23 protein-coding genes and 1 pseudogene are annotated in these 19462 nt (G+C 66.7%); 9 read left to right on the top strand and 15 right to left on the bottom strand.

Annotated features, from left to right (window positions below; all coding sequences use genetic code 11):
- Positions 1-141: 141 nt before the first annotated feature.
- The 3 genes from MJ607_RS16430 to MJ607_RS16420 all read left to right on the top strand — a co-directional run bounded on the left by MJ607_RS16430 (position 142) and on the right by MJ607_RS16420 (position 2470).
- Positions 142-1173 carry an alpha/beta fold hydrolase gene (locus MJ607_RS16430; RefSeq protein WP_243076680.1) on the top strand — a complete coding sequence of 344 codons (1032 nt, stop codon included), beginning with the start codon at positions 142-144 and terminating at the stop codon, positions 1171-1173.
- A 75-nt stretch (positions 1174-1248) separates the two neighbouring features.
- Positions 1249-1914, top strand: coding sequence for a class I SAM-dependent methyltransferase (locus MJ607_RS16425; protein ID WP_243076679.1), 666 nt, complete (start codon positions 1249-1251; stop codon positions 1912-1914).
- Positions 1915-2092: 178 nt separating this feature from the next.
- Positions 2093-2470 (top strand): nuclear transport factor 2 family protein, encoded by a 378-nt coding sequence (locus MJ607_RS16420; protein ID WP_243076678.1) that lies wholly within the window; start codon positions 2093-2095, stop codon positions 2468-2470.
- 156 nt (positions 2471-2626) lie between these two features.
- Here the strand turns inward: MJ607_RS16420 and MJ607_RS16415 are convergent.
- Positions 2627-2958 (bottom strand): annotated as a pseudogene (locus tag MJ607_RS16415) (ABC transporter ATP-binding protein); the annotation flags it as partial.
- Positions 2895-3350, bottom strand: a complete 456-nt coding sequence (locus tag MJ607_RS16410) for a DUF6326 family protein (RefSeq protein ID WP_243076677.1) — start codon at positions 3348-3350, stop codon at positions 2895-2897. The gene MJ607_RS16410 and the pseudogene MJ607_RS16415, both read right to left, overlap by 64 nt.
- Before the next feature lie 205 nt (positions 3351-3555).
- Between MJ607_RS16410 and MJ607_RS16405 the strand changes: the two genes are divergently transcribed.
- The 4 genes from MJ607_RS16405 (at position 3556) to MJ607_RS16390 (ending at position 6928) form a co-directional block, all read left to right on the top strand.
- Positions 3556-4185, top strand: coding sequence for a TetR/AcrR family transcriptional regulator C-terminal domain-containing protein (locus MJ607_RS16405; protein ID WP_243076676.1), 630 nt, complete (start codon positions 3556-3558; stop codon positions 4183-4185).
- A gap of 204 nt (positions 4186-4389) precedes the next feature.
- Complete coding sequence (locus MJ607_RS16400) at positions 4390-5133, top strand: DUF4386 family protein (RefSeq protein ID WP_243076675.1); 744 nt, start codon at positions 4390-4392, stop codon at positions 5131-5133.
- Positions 5134-5263: 130 nt separating this feature from the next.
- Positions 5264-6064: a 1-acyl-sn-glycerol-3-phosphate acyltransferase gene (locus tag MJ607_RS16395; RefSeq protein ID WP_243076674.1), complete on the top strand. Its 801-nt coding sequence runs from the start codon at positions 5264-5266 to the stop codon at positions 6062-6064.
- A 180-nt stretch (positions 6065-6244) separates the two neighbouring features.
- Positions 6245-6928, top strand: a complete 684-nt coding sequence (locus MJ607_RS16390) for a VOC family protein (RefSeq protein ID WP_243076673.1) — start codon at positions 6245-6247, stop codon at positions 6926-6928.
- A 44-nt stretch (positions 6929-6972) separates the two neighbouring features.
- Here the strand turns inward: MJ607_RS16390 and MJ607_RS16385 are convergent, their stop codons facing one another.
- The 6 genes from MJ607_RS16385 to MJ607_RS16360 all read right to left on the bottom strand — a co-directional run bounded on the left by MJ607_RS16385 (position 6973) and on the right by MJ607_RS16360 (position 11550).
- The gene (locus MJ607_RS16385) at positions 6973-7263 is read right to left on the bottom strand and encodes a hypothetical protein (RefSeq protein WP_243076672.1); all 291 of its coding nucleotides are present in this window, start codon (positions 7261-7263) and stop codon (positions 6973-6975) included.
- 182 nt (positions 7264-7445) lie between these two features.
- Complete coding sequence (locus MJ607_RS16380; RefSeq protein ID WP_243076671.1) at positions 7446-8333, bottom strand: TIGR03560 family F420-dependent LLM class oxidoreductase; 888 nt, start codon at positions 8331-8333, stop codon at positions 7446-7448.
- Positions 8334-8465: 132 nt separating this feature from the next.
- On the bottom strand, positions 8466-9038 hold the full coding sequence (locus tag MJ607_RS16375) for a hypothetical protein (RefSeq protein ID WP_243076670.1): 573 nt from the start codon (positions 9036-9038) through the stop codon (positions 8466-8468).
- 493 nt (positions 9039-9531) lie between these two features.
- The gene (locus MJ607_RS16370) at positions 9532-10080 is read right to left on the bottom strand and encodes a hypothetical protein (protein WP_243076669.1); all 549 of its coding nucleotides are present in this window, start codon (positions 10078-10080) and stop codon (positions 9532-9534) included.
- 164 nt (positions 10081-10244) lie between these two features.
- The gene (locus tag MJ607_RS16365) at positions 10245-10751 is read right to left on the bottom strand and encodes an RNA polymerase sigma factor (protein WP_243076668.1); all 507 of its coding nucleotides are present in this window, start codon (positions 10749-10751) and stop codon (positions 10245-10247) included.
- Between the two features lie 304 nt (positions 10752-11055).
- A complete protein-coding gene (locus tag MJ607_RS16360) occupies positions 11056-11550 on the bottom strand; it encodes an SRPBCC domain-containing protein (RefSeq protein WP_243076667.1) in 495 nt (164 codons plus the stop codon).
- A gap of 103 nt (positions 11551-11653) precedes the next feature.
- Between MJ607_RS16360 and MJ607_RS16355 the strand changes: the two genes are divergently transcribed.
- A complete protein-coding gene (locus MJ607_RS16355; protein WP_243076666.1) occupies positions 11654-12127 on the top strand; it encodes a helix-turn-helix domain-containing protein in 474 nt (157 codons plus the stop codon).
- A 187-nt stretch (positions 12128-12314) separates the two neighbouring features.
- On the opposite strand, the gene MJ607_RS16350 is transcribed toward MJ607_RS16355, so the two are convergent.
- From MJ607_RS16350 to MJ607_RS16335, 4 genes are all read right to left on the bottom strand, one after another.
- Positions 12315-13013 carry a hypothetical protein gene (locus MJ607_RS16350; protein ID WP_243076665.1) on the bottom strand — a complete coding sequence of 233 codons (699 nt, stop codon included), beginning with the start codon at positions 13011-13013 and terminating at the stop codon, positions 12315-12317.
- Positions 13014-13250: 237 nt separating this feature from the next.
- A complete protein-coding gene (locus MJ607_RS16345; protein WP_243076664.1) occupies positions 13251-14348 on the bottom strand; it encodes a lipocalin-like domain-containing protein in 1098 nt (365 codons plus the stop codon).
- A 193-nt stretch (positions 14349-14541) separates the two neighbouring features.
- Positions 14542-14883, bottom strand: a complete 342-nt coding sequence (locus tag MJ607_RS16340; protein ID WP_243076663.1) for a DUF2834 domain-containing protein — start codon at positions 14881-14883, stop codon at positions 14542-14544.
- 111 nt (positions 14884-14994) lie between these two features.
- Positions 14995-15819, bottom strand: a complete 825-nt coding sequence (locus tag MJ607_RS16335; protein WP_243076662.1) for an alpha/beta fold hydrolase — start codon at positions 15817-15819, stop codon at positions 14995-14997.
- Between the two features lie 314 nt (positions 15820-16133).
- Here MJ607_RS16335 and MJ607_RS16330 point away from each other — a divergent pair, with 314 nt between their 5' ends.
- The gene (locus tag MJ607_RS16330; protein WP_243076661.1) at positions 16134-16706 is read left to right on the top strand and encodes a hypothetical protein; all 573 of its coding nucleotides are present in this window, start codon (positions 16134-16136) and stop codon (positions 16704-16706) included.
- Between the two features lie 18 nt (positions 16707-16724).
- Here MJ607_RS16330 and MJ607_RS16325 read toward each other — a convergent pair whose 3' ends face one another.
- The 3 genes from MJ607_RS16325 to MJ607_RS16315 form a co-directional block, all read right to left on the bottom strand.
- A complete protein-coding gene (locus MJ607_RS16325) occupies positions 16725-17081 on the bottom strand; it encodes a hypothetical protein (protein WP_243076660.1) in 357 nt (118 codons plus the stop codon).
- A 167-nt stretch (positions 17082-17248) separates the two neighbouring features.
- Entirely contained in the window at positions 17249-17995 is a 747-nt protein-coding gene (locus MJ607_RS16320; protein ID WP_243076714.1) for a YhjD/YihY/BrkB family envelope integrity protein, read from the bottom strand.
- A 309-nt stretch (positions 17996-18304) separates the two neighbouring features.
- Positions 18305-19321, bottom strand: a complete 1017-nt coding sequence (locus MJ607_RS16315; RefSeq protein WP_243076659.1) for a hypothetical protein — start codon at positions 19319-19321, stop codon at positions 18305-18307.
- Positions 19322-19462: the final 141 nt, after the last annotated feature.

Here is a 19462-nt window from a genome sequence, read left to right as displayed (position 1 = left end):
TGCGGTCCAGTCTCGTCCCCGACGTGCGACGCGCGTTCGACGCCCGCACAGGGATCGTTCCTGCGCGTCAGCTTCGAACCTGCCCCTACGCCGGGCGCTGGATCTCGACGCCGCGGTGAGCCGGTTGGTCATACTGGGGATGTGCAGCAACGCATCCGTCGGCTGCCCACGACGCATGGGAGCGAGGTGGCGTGCGCCTCGGTTGGCGCCGGGCGCTCGTTGCTCTACGTGAACGGGTGGCTCAGTCATCTGGATCTCGACTGGGAGCTGCCCGAAGTCAGGGCCTTCTACGAGAGTCTCGCGGTGGGCTGCAGGCTGGTGAGGTATGACCGTGCCGGCTGTGGGTTGTCTCCACAAACGGGCCGACCGCCTTCCATGGACTATGAATTGGAGCAGCTCGCGCGGGTCGGCGAGACACTCGGCCCGGACAAGTTCGACCTGATCGGCGCGTCGATGGGTGCCCTCGTCGCGGTCGCGTGGGCCGCGGCGCATCCCGAAACCGTCCGGCGGCTGGTGCTCTACGGCGGCTGGGTATCCGGTGCGATGATCTCCACACCGAGTGTGCGTGCGCATCTGCTCGGGCTGGTCGAGTCGCATTGGGGGCTCGGCTCAGACGTGTTGACCGACATCTTCGCCCCTGATGCGAGCCCCGCGGCGCGGGAGGAGTTCGGCCGGTACCAACGGGCGTCGTCGACCGCGGCGACCGCCCGTTCCCTGCTCGCCATGAGCTATGACCTGGACATCAGTGATCTCCTTCCCGAGGTTCGCACTCCGACGTTGGTTCTCCATCGTGCCGGCGACCGTGCCGCTCCTGTCGCGCAGGCGGCCGCTCTGGCCCGCGGCATCCCACATGCGCAGCTGGTCGTACTGCCCGGGCGTTCGCACCTACCGTACGTGGGGGACGCGGACAGTCTCGTTGCGCCCATCCGCCGGTTCCTGGGGTTGCGGAGTCTGCGCCGCGGTGCGCGCACGCTGACACCCCGGCAGACCCAGGTTGCCGCGCTGGTCGGTGACGGTTGCACGAACCGCGAGATCGCCCGCCGTCTGGGGATCGACGAACGGTCGGCCGAAGGCCACGTCGAACGGATACGAGTGCGCCTCGGGTTCACATCGCGAGCCCAGATCGCCGCCTGGTACGCCGCGCAGAAAAACCGGTCAGGACCGCTGAAGTGAGGTAGTTCCACGCCTGAATCGGCGTACGGGGCGGACGACGCTGGTGTCAACGAAACGAGCCTCCCAGGAGGAGACATGAGCGGCACCACTACTGCCCCGCCGTTGGAGATGGGCTTCGAGCAGCACGCGGTGCGCGGCCCGCTCAACGCGGCGTTCTTCCGAGTGATGGACCCGTACATCGAGCGGAAGCTGCGCAGCATCAAACAACATCTGTTCAACGGGCTTCCCCGCCAGGTCGTCGAGATCGGGCCGGGCGTCGGCGCGAACCTGCGGTACCTCCCCGTCGCCAGCACGCTCGTGGCTATCGAGCCCAACCGGCACATGCACCGCCCTCTGACGGCGGCTGCACGCCAGCACGGTGTGCGTCTCGACCTTTGGGAGTTCATGGCCGAGCAGACCGGTCTGCCCGACGACTGTGCGGACGCCGTGATCTCCTCCCTGGTGCTCTGCTCCGTGCAGGATCCGGATGCCGTGCTGACCGAGGTGCGACGCATCCTCCGCCCGGGTGGCACGTTCCGATTCCTTGAGCATGTGGCTGCCCCACCCGGCACCATGACCCGCGCCGCACAACGCATCCTCCGCCGCCCGTGGGCCTGGATCTTCGAGGGCTGCTCATGCGAGCGAGACCTCGAGCGCTCCCTGCGCAGTGCGGGCTTCCGAAGCATCACGATCGACCGGTACCGCGTGCACACCCCGTTCCTCCCGTTCAACACCCACATCGCCGGCATCGCACAGGCGTAGGACACCACCGGAGGTATGCCGACCGTGCCGCGTACGACGCTTCGCGGCCGATCCCGAGAGGAAACCCGCATGGACCGCGCCCCTCTTGAGAGGTGCACGCAAGGGGATGGCGTGCGTGCCAGGTCGCGGGTTTGCCCGCGCCGACCTGCTCGAATGAAGAGCCTGCGATAGTGACTGGATGCACGATCGTGGCACGACATTCTTCGTCGATCTGGAGTCGGCGGTCTGGGATGCGCTGGTCCGCGGGGACGCGGATGCTGATCGCGCCCTGCTTTCGGAGGACTTCATCGGGGTGTTTCCGACTGGCTTCGCCAACCGGGCCGACCACACCGACGACCTGGCTGATGGGCCCAGCATCGCTTCGTACGCCATCACGGACGCGAGACTGATCGACGTTTCCGCGGACGCCGCGTTGCTGTGCTATCGCGCCGAGTACAGACAGCCGAGCAAGAGCACCGCAGAGGTGATGTTCATCAGCTCGCTGTGGGTCCAGCGCGAAGGTCGCTGGTGGAACACATTCAGTCAGGACACACCTGCCGCTTCCACATCGGCCTAGGCGCCCGTCGAACGGACCAGCCCGCAGAGGGATCCGACTCGAGCGATTTGCGTCCATCTTCCCCGACCTGCCGGAGGGCGTGATGCGCGACGAGTTCGGAGGGCGAGTCGCCGAGGCATGTGCTGAGCTGAACGCCGACTGGACCCGCTTTTCAGCGCCCCTTGGGGTCGAGCCGTTGACCGGCTCGGCGGGAATGAGCGTCCTGGGGTCGCCTAGGAGGGTGGCGGCGATGCCCAGGCGCTGGCCGATGCCGAGGGAGAACCCTCCGACGCGCTTGGTCGCGACCCTGGCCAGGCCGGTCATTTCGATGACCTCGCTGACGACGTCGGCCGGTCCAGTCCCATGATCATGCGCATTGTCGTGGACTTGCCGGCGCCGTTCGGGCCGAGGACCCCCGAAGGATGGTCGGGCGCGGGGCGGGAAGTCAGGCCTGCTGCGGCGTGCGGAGTGGCCCGCTGTCGAGGCTGGCTGCCAGGGTCGTCGGCGATGCGGTGCGGCGTGGCCAGGTCCAGGCGGAGCGCAGGATGAAGGCCAGGATCAGCACCTCGATTCCGATCGAGAGGCCGTAGAAGAAGGCCCACTCCCAGGTCGCCCCTGCCGCGTTGAACACCGAGTAGGGGATGTAGAGCGATGCCACGACGAGGTTCGTGGCGCGGTTCACCCGGCCGGGGAGCGTCATGGACAGCATCACCATCAGGGCGGGGATCGCCACGGACGCGAGCATGATGGTCAACAACGTCGAGCTGACGTCGAACCTCCAGACGAGGCCATTCAGGATGCCGTCGACAACGCCGGGCTTGTACAGGTTGAAGAAGTCGACGTAGACGTAGAGGAACATGAAGCTGGTCCATGCGGCGGCGAGCTTGGCCTGCACGGGCATGCGCCGATTTTCCAGCGTGCTCTGGGACGGCGGATTCCCTAGTGCGGTGTGGGATTGAGGCGTTCTCATCACAATGCTCCTTGGGCTTGATTCGTTGGAGTCGGGCCTTACAGTTGTAAGTCCAGTCCCAAGCGTAGCCTTACGGATGTAAGTGCGCAAGGATGGGAAAATGACGCGGCGCGAACCACTGAGCAGGGAGAGGATCATGGCCGCGGCCGCCGCCGTCGCCGACCGGGCAGGTGTCGCCGCCGTGAGCATGCGCAGTGTCGCGAAGGTGCTCGGCGTTGAGGCGATGTCGCTCTACCACCACGTCCCAAGCAAGGAGGCGCTGCTCGACGACCTCGTCGACTGGGTATTCGAGAGGATCGAGCTGCCCGAGGTCGGCGATACCTGGCGTGAGGCGCTGACCGGCCGGGCACGATCGGCACGGTCGGTGCTCACCGCTCATCCGTGGGCGCTCGGGATGATGGTGCGCCAGAACCCCGGCCCAGCGCTGCTGCAGCACCACGACCGGCTGATTGGCGTGCTCATGGCCGAGGGCTTCAGCGCCGCGCTCGCAACACACGCATTCTCGGCGATCGACGCCTACGTGTACGGGTTCGCGCTGACCGAGACGAGCTTGCCGTTCGAACCGGGGGACGGCGCCGAGGAGGCATTCGCCGTCCAGGTTGCCGCGTCGGCGGAGCTGTATCCGCACATTGCGCGCTCCCGCGCCGAGCTGTTCCGCGATGGCGGTTACGCATTCGCGGACGAGTTCGACTACGGGTTGGAGCTGCTGCTGGAGGGCTTGGAGCGTCGGGTCGCCGACGAGAGCCCCGTGCTACGCGAGCGTTAGCGCATCCGTCCGTCCTCCCCGTAGAGGGATGGCGTCCGGGCACAGCGCGTAAAGGGATCCGCTTCGGGCGTCGCCCGCGCGCCTGCCGCTGACGGGGCGAGTCCGCAGGAGGCGGGACCTTCGACCCTGCCGCGAACGCACCGTCAGCTTTTGAATGGAACTCGTGGGCGACAGTCCGGCCGTCTGCGGACCGAGATGGCGCTCATGATTACCGAAGCACCCGTGGAGGCTTCACCATCCATCAGTGTCGACCCGCAGTGGCGACCGTTGGTTCTCCTCGGTGCTGGTGCGGCGATGTTCGTGCTGATCATGATCCCGATTCAGGCGCTCGTGTTCATCCTCAGCCCCCCACCTCAGACCGTCCTCGCTTACTTCGACCTCTTCCAGCGAAACCCTCTGCTCGGCGTGCTGGATCTCGACCTCCTCCTGACGATCGACTACCTCGCGATGGTCCCGTTCTATCTGGCATTGTTCGCGGTCATTCGCCGCGCATCAGTCACCTCGGCGCTGTTGGCCACAGTCTTCGGGCTATTCAGTGTGGTGCTGTTCCTGGTCTCCCGCGAGGCGACGTTTTCGATGTGGCTCCTCAGCGGCCAGCACGGGTCAGCCACCACCGCAGCGGAGCAAGCGGCGCTGGTCGCCTCCGGCCAGACACTGCTCACGCTCTACAACGGCGGTACGTTCGGTCTCAGCTACCTCCTCGGCGCCCTCAGCACCCTGATCTTCTCGGTCGCCATGATCAGACACCGGGTTTTCGGGCTCTTGCCGGGCACCGTCGGGGTCATCACCGGACTCACCATGGTCGTCCCCGCAAATCTGGGCCAGACCGGACTGGTCATCGCGATGCTGTCACTGATCCCCACCGCGCTGTGGCTTGCCCTCCTCAGCCGGGCGTTCCTCCGCACCGCAAAGGCGAACACCCCCGGCCACGGCCCCGGCCACCCATGAGACGGGACTCGTCGAGATGCTTGCCGTCCGGTGATGTCGCGCATTCGGGTGTGCGTCCGACTGCGCGTACGGGCGTGACCAGAGCGCAGTGCCTCTGTTCGTTGGTGGGCGGACACGAAATACTCGGGGGATGGGTGAAGTGACCGATCCGAAGCGACGCCATGAGCCGATCTACTCGATGGCGGTCGGTGTCGGGCGGCTCTTCTTCGGCGGGATCCTCCAGCTGCGTCCCATGATTTCGGGAGTGGAGTCGATTCCCGCGTCGGGTCCGGCGGTGTTGGCGATCACCCACTTCGGCTACATGGACTTCGCGTTGGTCGAGTGGGTCACCTGGTTGCGGACCCGACGCCGGATCCGGTTCATGGTGACCAGGCGGGCCGCCGACAAACCCCTGATCGGCTGGCTTCTGCGGCAGATGCGGCACATCCCGGTGGATATGGCGGCCGGCCGCGACGCATACACCGACGCGGTTCGGGCGCTGCAGGCAGGGGAACTCGTCGGGGTTTTCCCTGAAGCAGGTGTGAGCGCCTCGTTCACCGTGCGCGAGCTCAAGAAGGGCGCGGCACGGATGGCTGCTGCTGCGGGCGTGCCCGTGATCCCTGTCGTGGTCTGGGGTGGGCAGTTCCTGCGAACGAAGAATCATCGAGCCCGGCTGCGCGAGGCCTTCAAAGCCCCGATCCGCGTCGCGGTAGGCGTCCCGATGGAAGTGAGTCCGTCGGACGATCCCGCAGCGAAGACAGCTGTGCTCCGTGCGGAGTTGCAGGTTCTCCTGGACGAAGCACAGGCGAATTATCCGCGCTCGGGCGAGGGCCAGTGGTGGCAGCCAGCCCATCTCGGCGGCTCGGCACCCAGTCCCGCCGAGGCAGCAGTCGCAGAGGCAGAACGCCAGCGGCGAAAGTCTGCCGAACACCATAGAACGACGAGTGCCTGAAGCCGGACGCACCTCCGGGTACCCGAAGAGACAAGCCGCCGCGCCAGCATCCAGCGAGTCTCACCATCGCTTCCCCGACGCACGGCGGGACCGGCTTGCGCCCGCTCCTCAACCCCTGAACGATCGATCTCTATGCCGGGACACCGACGCGGCCGGCATGGGGTGCGTAGGGTGATCGCCATGAGCGAAGACGGGTGGCGCGCCTTCCTATCCGGCGATGGTGTCGAAGACTGGGTGATCCTGCACGGCGGGCCGACCGCGCTGTTCAAGGTGACATCGCTTGGCGAAGCTGCCCGCTTGGCGGCGGCCGTGTCGGAGGTGCCCGGGCTCGGTCCCCGGACCCTGCTCACCGCGACATCCGATGGCCTCACGGTGAAGCTGACTCGCGAAGTGTGGGACACCGAGCGCGAGCACCTGACAGTGGCCCGGGCGATCTCCGCACTTGCGCGCAAGCACGGCGCGGTCCCCGATCGCCACGCGGTACAGGAGGTCCAGCTCGCGATCGCGGCGCACCCCGCGGCGATCGACCTGCCCTTCTGGCGTGCCGTGCTCGGGTATGCACCGTTGCACGGGGACAACTGCGCCGATCCGCTCGGTCAAGGCTCCACCGTGTGGATGCAGCAGCTCGACCCATCCAAGCCGCTGCGGCACGCCATGCACATCGACGTCTCTCTCGCCCGGGACCAGATCGAAGCACGACTCGCACAGGCCGTCATGGCAGGGGGACGCATCGTCGACGACTCGGAAGCGCCGAGCGCATGGATCCTCGCGGATCAGTCGGGAAACAAGGTGTGCCTCGTGGCATGGCCAGACGGCGCGCGCCCCGCAGCGGGCGCCAACCCCGAAGTCGCAGACCAGCTCTGAGCTGGGCTCAGCCAGCGACCGGTATCCGCCCGCTGGCCGACCGGTCACTGGGCAGGCCGCCAGGCGATCTCCCAGTACTGGAAGCCGACAGTGTCGTCGGGCAACGCGTGCTGGATCTCGGTGTACAGCCGTTCTCCTTCGGCTCGATGCGCCTCCGCGGTCGCTTGATCGGGCCAGCCGTGCTGCCATTCGAACAGCCGCCCGAACTGGTCCGACCAGTCCCTGACCTCACGTTCCAGGTCGGGAGGAAGGCGCGGGTCGCCGTCGCCGCACAGTCCGCCCTGAGCCCAGAACGGCCAGAGCGCGCCGTAGTCGTTCATGAGCCGGTAGTGCATGCGCCGATTCTCTCCTAACAGCGCGGCAACGCCCGCAGGGCGACCCTCGTTGTTGCCGTCATCACGGCGTGCGCAGCCGAAGAGGATCTTCGACCCGTTTGGGGAGTAGGCCGGCTTGAACACGTGGAGGCGGCCATCGGTGGGAAGCAGCCGGCCGGGCTTGGGCTGGTCGGGTGGGCGGATCAGGCTATCTGCGGCGCGACGTCGCTCGCCAATGTCATAAGGGAGGCCAGGGCGTCGGACACGTCGATGCCGGCGTCGTCGCGGACGATGAACTCATCGACGCCGGCCTCCCGGTACTCCTCCAGCTGAGACTGCACCTGGCCGGCCGTGCCGATGACGTCGTCAGGCCCGGTCTCGCCGCGCGGGCCCGAGGAGACGAGCACGGTCTGTCCCGTGAGTCGGCGCACCTCGTCGCGGTTGCGCCCGACCGCGTCGCACGCGGCATCGAGGATCGCGCGCTTGCTTCGGAACTGGGCTGGCGATGTCCACGCATGCCAGGCGTCGGCATACCGCGCGGCCAGTGGGATCGTGCGCCGCTCCCCGCCACCGCCGATCAGGATCGGAAGGGGGTCCTGCATCGGCATCGGCTCACAATGCGCGTGGTCGATGCGGTAATACACCCCCTCGAACGTCGTGACCTCGTCGCGGAGCAGCGCGCGGACTACCTGGACGGCCTCCTCGAACCGGTTCAGCCGCACTCCCACCGGATCGAGGCCGATGCCGAACGCAGCATGCTCGTTCTCCTGCCAGCCCGCGCCGAGGCCGAGCGTGAGCCGACCCTGCGACACCTCATCCAACGCGGCCGCCATGTTCGCCACCACCGCGGGATGTCGGTACCCGGTGCCAAGCACGAGCGTGCCCACCCGCACATGACTGGACGATGCGGCGATCGCGCTCAGGACAGTCCAGGCCTCGAGCATCCGACCCGAGACCGACGCATCCGGGCCGGCGGGCAGGAAGTGGTCGGGAACGAACACCGTCTCGAAACCGCCGTCCTCGGCCATCCGCGCGAGCGACAGCAACTCATCCCACGGCCTCCGTGGATCGAGGCAGAGGCTCAAGCGCATGCCCACACGGTAGTCCCGCGAACGAGGACGGTGTCACGGCTCGAGGTGGAATCGCAGCGCAACATGACCGCGCGCGCGGGCGACTACAGGCGCTGCCCGAATACGGATGGTAGCGCGGCGGTCGGTATCCGCTCACTCGGTCCAGTCGGGGGTCTCGGCGGTGGTTCGGCCCATGCCTCGCCAGATGGTGCGCATGGCGGAACCGTCCAGGTTGGACACTCGGAGCTCGTTGCGGTCCCACCCGTCCTGGTACCACTCGAACACCAGCTGTGAACCGTCAGGCGACCAGTCCGCGTTGAACGCGTTGGCGTGGGGCGGAACTGCGAAGAGCTCTCTTGGCTCGCCGCCGCTCGCAGGGACGACCCACAAGGACAGGCCCGCCGCGCTCGCGCTCCTTTGGTGGAAGAGGACCTGGCCGCCGTCAGGCGAGAATCGCGGGGGACCTGGGTACGGGATGTCGGAGCTGATGAGCTGGGGAGTCCCGCCCCCGACATCCACGACCAACACGTCGCCCATCCGCGGCTCTCCCTCCTCTGAGACGGCACTGACGCGCAGATAGACGATCTTGCGTCCGTCGGGGGAGAACGATGGATTGTCGTCGAACGGCAGAAGAGTCTGGTCGGCGTTCGGAGGCGTGATCGCAACGAGCTCGCCGCCGCTGGTCGGCACCACCGACAGGCCGACAGCCCGTCCATCGGATGGCATCGACGCAGCGAACGCCACCATCGTCCCATCCGGAGATGCCCCCGCGTCCGCGCTTCCCGCCGGCGCATCCGGGGCGACCGGTTCGGCCGTCTCATCGTGATAGTCCGGCCGCCGGAACACTCGGCGGCCCGGTGTCGGCTCACTGTCGTACACGATCGCGTCGCCGCCTGCCCACCCGACGTGAGCCATCGTGGGGTCACCGGTCACAACCCGAGTGAGGTCGCTGCCCTCGAGGACCCTCAGCTCCGTTCCCCCAGATCCCGTGTCCCCCTCGACGGCGAACAGGATGCGTCCGGAATCGATCGCGTCGTGAGTCTCCGCATTCGCAGCCGCAGTACTCGTCTCCGTCGGAGAACGCGTCGGGCCTATCGTCGCCGAGGGTGAGCAGGAGGTCACAGCAAGGACGACAAGAAGGGCCAGCGCCGGGAAAGGTGACGACGCTGCTCGACGACGGAACGTTGCATTTCGCATTCGTTCGCTCCTCGCTTTCGTGTCACGGCGCCTCGACGGACACAACGATGGCCGCACCGTCGATCGTGAATCGCAGGATCGAGCCGGCGAGCGCGCGCTCGACCGAGGCCGGCGCGACGTCGGACTCGCACCCCAGCTGGTCGAATATTGAACCGTCGTGCGTGCGAAGCAGAATGCATGTGCCGCTGCCATCCGCCTTCTCGGCTGTCCAGGGCTGAACAGTGCCGGCGCGCTGGAAGCCCTGGAGCGATCTCATCTCGAGCCCCTGGTCTTCCACCCATGTGAGAGCACCGTTCAAGCTCTCCCACGTCAGGGTCGGATCCGGTCTTAGGATCGCCTGCCCACCGACCGCGGGAAGCGTCTCCGCCGGCAGTCGGGTCGCGTCGACCGCGCCGCTCGGGTCCGTCGCGGGCGCCGACAGCGACGGCATCCCTCCGATCGGTGCCGTCGGGTCGTCGCTGCGAGGCGACGCAACCTGATTCAGGGCGGTCACCGCGACGGCCCCGACCACTCCCACAACGAAGACGACGGCGAAAGCCGCCGCGAATGCGGGCGTGGCGTGGCGACGCATCGAAGCCGCCCACCGGCGCCGACGCGCATGAGGCTGGCGTCGAACCTCTTGCACGATCGCGTCTCGCAGCGTTTGCTCCCGCAGCCCGAGGGGCGCATCCGTCAACTCCGGGTGCGGGTCCGCGGCCCGCATCAGCTCCGCAACCCGCGAATCGATGTCCGTGGTCACTTTGCACTCCCCTCTAGCGACGGTTCGCCGAGCGCGCCGCGGAGCCTCGCCCTCGCGCGCGACAGCAACGTCCACACGGACGCGTTGCTGCACCCCAGAACCGCGGCGATCTCCGACGCCGACATCCCATCCCAGTAGGTCAGCTGCAGCGCTTCCTGCTCTCGAGACGACAACGCTCGTACCGCATCCCGCACCGCGATCGAATCCTCTACACCGATCCGCCACGGAGCATCCTCAAGGCGACGACGCAACGCTGCTTCGACCTCACGACGCACCCCCTGACGGCGGTAGAAGTCGGTCAACCGATCCGACGCGACCTTGAACAGCCAACCCCGCTGGAACGGCGATCGCGGATCCTGCTTCTCCCACGCGAGCCGGAACACGTCCGCGGCGAGCTCCTCGGCATCCTGAGCATCCGCCACCCGCCGACGCAGAAACGCGAACACAGCCGAGTAGTGGGCGTCGAACAACGCGCGGAAGGTCTCCTGCCGGGATTCGACCATCCCCCACTCCGATCGGTCGAGCACTACCTCATCACTTAAGCCGCGCGACGCGAGCAAACCTTACAGCCCGACCTCGTTACGTGTAACCAATCTGCGGTGCAGCGGTGACCGGCTCGGCAACGCCAGAGGCACCTAGCCGGGCGGCAACGGGCCGCCCCTCGGCAGGTTCTCCCCGGCGCCCCATCCGTCGAGCCCGTTGTAGGGACGATGCGCGATATGTCCACCGCACGACGGGCGGAGGCGCAAGTCGAGGAGCGAGGCAGCCCGGTGCGCGCGGGCCAGGGGACGTCCGGGGCGGCTGGGCTCACACGTAGATCGCGACGAGCTTGTCGAGGGACTCCTCGAGGCCCTTCTTCGAGAGCGCGAGCTGCTCGGGGTCGATGTAGCCGAGTTCGGTGACGGTGAGTCGAGACGCGTCGTCGCCGATCGACTCGAACGTGATGACGTGCCGCACGTCGCGCGGGATTCCCGCGGCCCCGATGGTTGCGGGGTCGATCGTGGCGCCGTTCTCGTCGGCGATGTTGTGGATGAACTCGAGGCGGTGCGGGGCGTCGACAAGCGTGTACGCCCAGGTGCTGTACAGCGCCGGGAATCCCCAGTCGGGCGCGCTCATGCACACGAGCGACGTGCCGCCGACGCGCACGTCGAGCTCGGCGACCGTGCAGGTGAAGCCGTTCGGGCCCCACCAGCGAAGCACGCGGTCGGGTTCGGTCCACGACTTCCAGGCCGCCTCGATGGGGGCGGGGATGTCGCGGCTCACGACGAGATCGAGTGTCTCGTGCTGGGTCGTGTCGTTCATCGTGGCTCCTTCGCTTCAGGCCGCCGTCGCAGCATCCTTTTTACTTCGATGATCGAAGCGTATATCACTACGATGATCATAGTCAATGCCGTAGACTCGACGTATGAAGCGAGCTGAGGGGCGGTCGACCTGCCCCACCAATTTCACCGTGGAGACCTTCGGCGACAGCTGGTCGCTGCTGATCATGCGCGACCTGCTCACACTCGGCAAGCACACCTTCGGGGAGTTCCTTCGGTCCGAGGAGCGAATCGGTCCGAGCGTGCTCGCCGATCGCCTCGCCCGACTCGAGCGCAGCGGAATCATTGTGCGCACCCCGAGCGAGATGGATGCCCGCAAGGTCACGTACTCGGCGACGGAGCGCGGCATCGCGGCGATCCCGCTCTTGTACGAAGCGGCGCGATGGGGCATGGGCGGCGTTCCCATGGAGGAGGACGATCCGTGGGAGGCGGTCATGGCGATGGACCGCCAGGACGTGCTCGACGCGTGGGAGCAGGCCGTGCGCGAGGGCGGTTCGCTCCTCGGAGGCGCGGAGAGCGCACTCGCGCGGCTGAGCGCCAGGGAACGCGCGGTCGCGTGACGGCGTCGCGCGGCGGAGCGCCAGCGCGCGCGGTCGCGTGACGGCAACGGTGGTGATGACGAATGAGTGCGCGAAATTGCTCTCATCACCCTTTTGTCGTCGAACAGATGGATGCGCTCCGGACGCTCGGGTTGTTCCACCTCGGCGAAGGCGGCGCCGCAGGGGGTGAAGACCTCCGTCGAGGATCTCAGCGCCGCGGAGCCAACCGCTCCAGGCCGGCCGTTGCGGTCGAGCGGGCGATGACGCGACCGCCTTCCCGGATCTCAAGGTCGCCCGTCAGAGTGTTGACGATGCCGTCGCCGAAGTCGCCGTATTCGCGGCCGACGCAGATGAAGCTCAGGCCTTCCTTGCCTCGACGCCAGACGTGCACCTGGAACTCATCGGGGGTTCCCTCCACCTCGACGCGGCTCGGCGGGGCCTGAATGTACTCGGACTTCCCGGCCCGGTACAGCGAGAAGTAGGCGAGTGGCAGCTGAATTGCTGTGCCCCAGGCCCGGGATCTCAGCGCGACGCCTTCGAGCGCGACATCTGGACGGTCGAACTGATGCGCCGATATCCACCACCACTCGGCGGCGAGGCTGCGACCCCAGTACTGAGTGATCGACCCAAGGACCTCGGTCAGCGTCGTTCGCTCCGGACCATGCTGGATCCACCCCGAGAACGTCGCGAAGGGCGATCCGAAGGAGGCGAGGTCCGGAATCCTCAGCAGGCCGACCGGAAAGATGTCCGGCGCGATCGGCTCTCGTTTCGGAGTGATGGTCAGGTCCCACGCGACGTCGCCGGCATGCCCGACGGACCGCTCTGTCGTCATGAAATTGTCTTGTGGCATCCAGGTGTCGAGATCCTTGAAGACGACCTCACGCCTGTGCGGCGAGTGGACGCTCACTCGGAGCACGTGCTCGCCCGGTCTGCGGCGCTCGATCCAGTCGACAATGAGGGCGATCCGACCCGCGTTGACCTTGAAAAACCAGTACTCGAGCGCTGCGGAAGGATGCGGTGCGAATACGATCGAGCTCACAGCGGTCCTTCCCCTTCCGGCGCGGGGTCGGGAATTGCCCAACATTATCGAGGCCTCGCCCCTGCGCGGCAACTTCGGTGTCGCAGGCCGGAGGGTTCGAACGGTTCAGGATGCCGCAGGGCGGCGGGCATGGCCGAAGTACATCAGCTCCCAGATCGCGTCGTCGGTGTACTCCTCGACCTGCTGACCGGCCTTGTACACGGTGATCGTCATCGGACCGGCGAAGCGGTGGTAGGCGCCGTCGAACCGGGCGAGTCTCGCCAGCACGCGCTTCGCTCGCGGCAGCTCGTCGGTCATGCGCGCCCGCACGAGGTCCCGCTCACGACGGAAGGTCACGGCGACCTCGTCCTCGTCATGCGTGAAGAGGTAGCGGGTGACCGATGCGACGGGCTTGCCGGTGACGCCGTCGAGGTACTCGCCCTCCGTCTCGAATCGCACCATTGACGCGTCATCCGCCACGATCCGGCCGTCGCGCGCCAGCATGAACACGGGGATCGACTCGTAGCCGTACTTCTCGACGGCCGTGATGTACGAGGCGATCACGCTGAACGGGCCGGCCTGGCCTCGGGCCCAGTACCAGTTGTGGATGATCTTGGTCAGCCCGACATTGCCCCAGTTGTGGTCGTGATAGCCGACGCCCGTGACCGAGGTAGTGACCCCGTCGACGACGTACGACCCGGTCACCGTGCCCTGCGGCACAGACGGCAGCCATGCGAACTCCAACTCCCGCTTCGCCCCGAAGAGCATGTGCCCGGTCGCGGGTCTCCACGGGGGGATGTGACCGACGAGAGTGACGTCCACCGACACGTTGTCTGCGGTGGCCTGGATGCGGTACTCATGAAGGTCCCCGTGGAAGCGATTCGCGCCGATCCGGACGTCGGCCCGGTCACGAGCGGCTGACCATTCCTCGGGTGGAAAGGACAGGACCTTGTGGAACGAGCGTCCATCAGGCAGGTCGAGGTCCAGGCGGAGGATCGGCGAGAGGGGTCGGTTCGGGGTGACGATGTCTTTGTTCATGAAGACCACCACGAGCTTCGACCCGTCGGCGAGGTGGGCGTCGAAGTACCACCACTCATAGGTGCCCGGCCGATCATCGGTGCGTGCGCCGTCCTCCCACTGCGCGATCCTGGTCGGGTCGAGTCCATAGCGCTCGAAGTCCGCAGGGCCGCTTGCGGCGGCCACCGACGTCTCGTGCGTGGTCATGATGCGACTCCTCCATCGGGTCGGCGTCGACGTCCTCGGCGGCGCCCCGTGGCCGACAGTATTCTCCCGCGCTTGTGGCCTGTCCAGAACGTTGCGGCCGTTCTCGACGCCGGGCTGACGATGGCGGGTGGGCAGCTGTCGCCGGCAGGGTGGATCACCCGCAGCCACGCAGCGCCCCGCGGAGCAGTCGGCGTCATTCTTCGACGCGAGCGAGCTCCGTGGTGCGTCGCTGCCGCATGGCGAGGAACAGCGGGAAAGTGAAGGCGAACGCGGTGAGCGCCGCGCCGACGACATAGAGCCAGCCGAATCGCATACGCAGGCGCCGAGCCTCGACGATGATGAAGATGCTCCCCGCGACAGCCACCACGAGCAGGTCGATCGTGAACGACGACACGGCGGGCCCGCTGGTCACCAGGTCGCCAAGGTAGTCCCTCATCTGGATGATCGCGAGGACGTTGAAGTACCAGGTGCCGATGATGCCGGCGATCGCGAGCCCGAGGTATAGGAAGGCGAGCGGTGTCCAGTGGCGTCTCATGACTCGATCATCCCCGACCGCATGTGAGCCAGCCCCGCGGCCGAGGGCTCGGGCATCGGTAGATCGGATCCTCGACCTCCCGCACGGACCCCCAACGCACCGGACTTGGCATCACTGCGCCCGGGCGAGTTCCAGCACCTTTCGGATCTCCTGCGCCGTTTCCTCTGGGGCATCCCGGTAGATCTCGTGGCCCCCGCTGAGTGTGACGAACACCGGGTGCGAACTGCCCTCCAGCCAGACCTTCTGCTCTGCAGGATCCGCGGACTGCCCGTTCGACGCCGCGACGACTGTCACGGGGATCGCGGGGATCGGCAGCCGAGCGAGATCCATCTGGTGTTCGATAGACACGTAGTCCATGTGCTCCGAGTTGTCGCGCCACGTCCCGCCGAGTTCCTCCTCGGTGATCGAGGACTGCCCGCGCGGAACGTCCAGCATCACAAGTCCAGTGACGTTCTGCGGATGCCGCCCCGCGTGCTGGTACACGTTGAAGCCACCGCCGGACGAGCCGACGAGGACATACGGCCCAGGAATCGCCGCTGCCGTGAGCAACGCATCAAGGTCTGCGACGGCGTCGTCGAGGACGCGCGCGTGATCGGGCGCCGGATCGCTCTCACCCAGCCCTGCTCGGTCGTACGCGCACACTTCAGTGTCGTGGGCGAGGTCGCGGAATACTCTTTCGCTCCGCCAGAACGACGCACCCGCAGTGTCGGTTCCAGCGTCGAACACGATCACCGGACGCCCCGCGCCGAAGCACTCGAGATGGAGCGACCGATCGCCGTCGACGGCGAATGAGTCGTCGACGACAGCCTCGGCCATCGGATCCACCGGTGTCGCAGTGCTCGCTTCGGAGTCCGGCACAGGCGTGCCAGCGCAACCACTGATCAGAACCACCGAAACGACCGCAATGAACAGCGGCCCCCTGCTTGCCCTGGACAACGCGCCACCTCCCCTCCTCGGCGCATCGCGCGTCGAAATCGTGTCGCACGGCGCGGGACCTTGTCGTGCGTGCTCATTCTCATCCCGACGAGACCACACCGCACCCCTTGTCGGACGCCGCGGGGAGTGCCATCCTGCTGTCATCCGGGGACCCGGTGGGCCAGCTTGGGCGGTTCATCCCGGACCGCCGTCTCTCGAGACGCGGTGGAGGACGACCATCTCCGCTCGAGTGTCGAGGGCACATCATCCGCCCTGTCGGTTGCACCCCTGGCTGCTCGTGCGGACACGTTCTTTGTATGTGGGGGGAACCGGACATGAAGCTGAGACTGGGAGTCGCTTTGGTTGCGACATCCATCGTGATCCTCTTTGGTGCCACGGGCTGCGCCCAAAGCTCACCCGCCCCCGCCCTCGCGACCGAACCCGCGGCCGCTGCCCCGGAGACCGCCGCACCCGCACCGACACCGACCGCCTCGAATACCGCTGCTGCTGCAGAGACCCAGGAAGGATGCACCGAGGAGGCGCTCACCTTCAACAAGGGCACGGAAACCACCCTTGAGGAAGTCGAATCTCAGACTGGTGTCGAGCTGCCGGACGGTGCGACGTGCGCAATCAGTGGGCCGAGCATGTTCTCGGTCTACTGGGTGCAGGTGCCCAACGGCGAACAACTCCAGCAGACGATCGAGGACGCGGCAGCTGCCGCCGGGTACACCGACGACCCCAGCAACCCCAACGCTATGTGGAAGCTGAAGGGTGAGGCGTGGACGCAGACTCAAGGCCTCTCCGTCAGCCAATCGGGTCCAGCGTTCCAGCAGGTCATGCTGTTCCCGAACGCTGACTACCTCGTGCTGTTCCAAGGCGGTCCCCATTTTGACGCGCCCCAAGGGTGACGAAGGGGGTGTGGTCAATCACGACGCCCCTCCCACGTTCCATTCCACGAGGTTCATCACCACCGCAACCAGAGTGATCACCACAGCGAGGGAGAAGAGCACCCAGCGCTCGGCGATCACTCCGAGCACACAGCACACGATCGACGCCACGAGGAGTATCCGCCCAATCGTGACCCACGTGGCTACTTCGCTCAGGTAGAGGTCTCCGCCGAATGCGCCGTGCAGGAGGAAGCCGAAGGCGTTCATCACTTGCCACCCGGTTGCGATCAGCAGGATCAGCCAGAGGAACCAGCCGATCCTCCCCGTACGTATCTGGGCGGTGGATCGGCCAGAGACGGCGGCGCCGTCCAGGTGAGATCCAGCGTCATCCGTCATGCGGATATCTCGACGTTGGCGCGGTCGTTGGGAGTCATGGCAGGCGTTCAGCCCTTCCCCATCGGACAGATGGTCTCAGCCAGAACTAGCACATGCCGGTCGCGGGATCCAGCTTGTCGGAATGATGTCGAATGGTGGGCGTCGCGCTTGTCGCTGCCCGCTGACTTTCAGGGCGCAGAGCGAGCATCGCCTCGGAACCTCGAAGCGGAATGACGCCACGCTCGCCCTGAGTATGTGAGATAGACGATTCGCCCGACTGTCACCGCGATGAGCAGAATGCATGCCAGCACCAGCAGCCATCCGATGTATGTGAATGCCATGCCCAGCACGCCGAATCGCTGTGCCGAGTCCGCGAGCAGCGGTGGCAAGAACACTCGGCCGACTCTTCCGGCCACGGCGAATCCGATCCCCGCGAGGACGGAGCCGGGCAGCAGTTCCCGGAGGCTGACCCGGCGATTGACGACGATCCAGGATGCGATCCACCACAGCGCGCCCCACAGCAGGACCTCGGCGATGAACTCGATCACGGGCAGTGCTCCCTCATCGCGAATGATGATGCGCGTCGCGACGACCACCGCGATTCCGATGACGACCGCAGTAACCGCCGCGAGCCACCGCCAGGCGAACTTCAGGCTCACGGCGGGCGTGCGCCAGATCCTGCGAAGGCTCCGTTCCAGAGCCCGCGCAAAGGAAGTCGCGGCGATGACGAGCAGGATCACGCCGATGACACCTGTCGCGCGAAGCTCCTGCGCGCCGCCCGGCAAGGAATTCTCCAGAATCTCGGCCGTGGCCGCATCGAAGCCCATGTGCTCTGCGAAGATCGCGGCCGTGCGAGTGTCGAGTCTGGACTGCACCGCGCCCACGACGATCAAGATCGGCAGGACCGAGGTGAAGGTGTGCGCCGCGAGGGTCATGCCACGATCGATGAGGCCCAGGTCGGCCAGATCCCGTGCGACTCTCAACGCGAATCGTCCGGCAGATGACCGCGCACCGCTGCGGACAAGGCGACTCATGGTCCACCAAGCCATGGGCACCTCACGATCTGAGACGACGTCGCCCGATCCAGTCAGAGGCTAACACCGGCCAGCGGCACCCGCTCAGAGATGCGCGCTCCGGAAACGGGCTTCATCTGCAAGCACCACCTCGATCGCGTCAACGGCAACCGCACTCACAGAAGGGTCTGCGAGCGCGACTACGCAGTTCTCGAGACAACGCGCCCCACTTCAGTCAGGCGCCTCGATCCGCACCACGGTCCCGCGTACTCCGTCATGGATCCACAGCGATCGATCGTCCGCGGCCAGATCGCCGCCGAAGGCATCCCGACCTTTCAATGTCAGCCGACTGACCACGACGTTATTCGTCGGGTTCACTTCAAAGATTCCCCGATCGGTGGCGATCCACACGGACCCGAACGCGAGCGTCCCGCCGAAGACCGCGCGCCACAGCGCCGAGTCGATACGAGCAGCGACCGTGTTCGTGGTCGGGTCGATTCGCGTGAGGGCTCCGTCTCCGCAGAGGCCCGATGCCGCCCACACTGCGGTCTCGTCGGCGATGAGATTGCCGCACACACCGCCGTCGGGCACCGGGATGGTGGCTATCGGAGTGTTGCTCTGCGTCTCTATGCGTACCACAGCGCTCATGCCGGGCACGCCCACCCACACTGACCCGCTGCCTTCTGCCAACCACTGCGGGCCTTCAGTGGACCCGCCGATGGGAATGCGGGCGACGACTTCGTTGGTCTGTGCATCGATGCGCCACACTGATGCGCTGGGGGACCCGTGGTGGTTCGCCACCCAGACGTCACCGTCAGCCGTGACCAGCCCGGTCGGCAGCGACTCGATCGGAAGCACGGCATCGACCTGGTTGCTCTCCACGTCCACGCGGCTGATGCTGTCGCCGGAGGGATCGGTCGCCCATACGCCACCGGAGGCAAGCGTCAGATCCCCGGGGTCACTTCCGCCATTGAAGGGGATGGTGGCGGTCACGTCGTGGTCTTGGGCGTCGATCCGGCTGACCGTCTGATCTGCCGTGTTGAGCACCCAGGTGTCGTCGCCATCAACGACGACGCTCCCGAACCCGCCCCCGACGCCGATCTCCGCGAGTATGGTCCATTCGTCGAGGACCTCGCCCGTCGCGGCGTCGACCCTCTCGACGCTGGTCGGCTCGCCGGGCGCAGCAGTTGATGGCTCAGGAGATACACCACCAGAACAGCCGGCGATGGAGGCGGCGGTGACTGTCACGAGCCACGGCCACCCCAGTCGTCGCAATCGCCGTTGCACACGCGGCCCGGACCTCGACCAGCGATCAACCCGGTTCTTGGAACCCTGGAGCGGCGGCATCGTTGCCCCTTCCCGACGCGGGCCGTCGGTGACACCTCAAAG

This window comes from Microbacterium sp. SS28 (genome assembly GCF_022761035.1).
Classification (GTDB): domain Bacteria; phylum Actinomycetota; class Actinomycetes; order Actinomycetales; family Microbacteriaceae; genus Microbacterium.
Note: the sequence above shows the minus strand (reverse complement) of the source record. Positions and strands in the feature narration are given on the sequence as shown.

Coding starts and splice junctions, on each gene's coding strand:
- MJ607_RS16425 (WP_243076679.1), top strand. CDS start 1,249: ATGAGCGGCACCACTACTGCCCCGCCGTTGGAGATGGGCTTCGAGCAG.
- MJ607_RS16420 (WP_243076678.1), top strand. CDS start 2,093: ATGCACGATCGTGGCACGACATTCTTCGTCGATCTGGAGTCGGCGGTC.
- MJ607_RS16410 (WP_243076677.1), bottom strand. CDS start 3,350: ATGCCCGTGCAGGCCAAGCTCGCCGCCGCATGGACCAGCTTCATGTTC.
- MJ607_RS16405 (WP_243076676.1), top strand. CDS start 3,556: ATGGCCGCGGCCGCCGCCGTCGCCGACCGGGCAGGTGTCGCCGCCGTG.
- MJ607_RS16400 (WP_243076675.1), top strand. CDS start 4,390: ATGATTACCGAAGCACCCGTGGAGGCTTCACCATCCATCAGTGTCGAC.
- MJ607_RS16395 (WP_243076674.1), top strand. CDS start 5,264: ATGGGTGAAGTGACCGATCCGAAGCGACGCCATGAGCCGATCTACTCG.
- MJ607_RS16390 (WP_243076673.1), top strand. CDS start 6,245: ATGAGCGAAGACGGGTGGCGCGCCTTCCTATCCGGCGATGGTGTCGAA.
- MJ607_RS16385 (WP_243076672.1), bottom strand. CDS start 7,263: ATGCACTACCGGCTCATGAACGACTACGGCGCGCTCTGGCCGTTCTGG.
- MJ607_RS16380 (WP_243076671.1), bottom strand. CDS start 8,333: ATGCGCTTGAGCCTCTGCCTCGATCCACGGAGGCCGTGGGATGAGTTG.
- MJ607_RS16375 (WP_243076670.1), bottom strand. CDS start 9,038: ATGCCATCCGATGGACGGGCTGTCGGCCTGTCGGTGGTGCCGACCAGC.
- MJ607_RS16370 (WP_243076669.1), bottom strand. CDS start 10,080: ATGCGTCGCCACGCCACGCCCGCATTCGCGGCGGCTTTCGCCGTCGTC.
- MJ607_RS16365 (WP_243076668.1), bottom strand. CDS start 10,751: ATGGTCGAATCCCGGCAGGAGACCTTCCGCGCGTTGTTCGACGCCCAC.
- MJ607_RS16360 (WP_243076667.1), bottom strand. CDS start 11,550: ATGAACGACACGACCCAGCACGAGACACTCGATCTCGTCGTGAGCCGC.
- MJ607_RS16355 (WP_243076666.1), top strand. CDS start 11,654: ATGAAGCGAGCTGAGGGGCGGTCGACCTGCCCCACCAATTTCACCGTG.
- MJ607_RS16345 (WP_243076664.1), bottom strand. CDS start 14,348: ATGACCACGCACGAGACGTCGGTGGCCGCCGCAAGCGGCCCTGCGGAC.
- MJ607_RS16340 (WP_243076663.1), bottom strand. CDS start 14,883: ATGAGACGCCACTGGACACCGCTCGCCTTCCTATACCTCGGGCTCGCG.
- MJ607_RS16330 (WP_243076661.1), top strand. CDS start 16,134: ATGAAGCTGAGACTGGGAGTCGCTTTGGTTGCGACATCCATCGTGATC.
- MJ607_RS16325 (WP_243076660.1), bottom strand. CDS start 17,081: ATGACGGATGACGCTGGATCTCACCTGGACGGCGCCGCCGTCTCTGGC.
- MJ607_RS16320 (WP_243076714.1), bottom strand. CDS start 17,995: ATGACCCTCGCGGCGCACACCTTCACCTCGGTCCTGCCGATCTTGATC.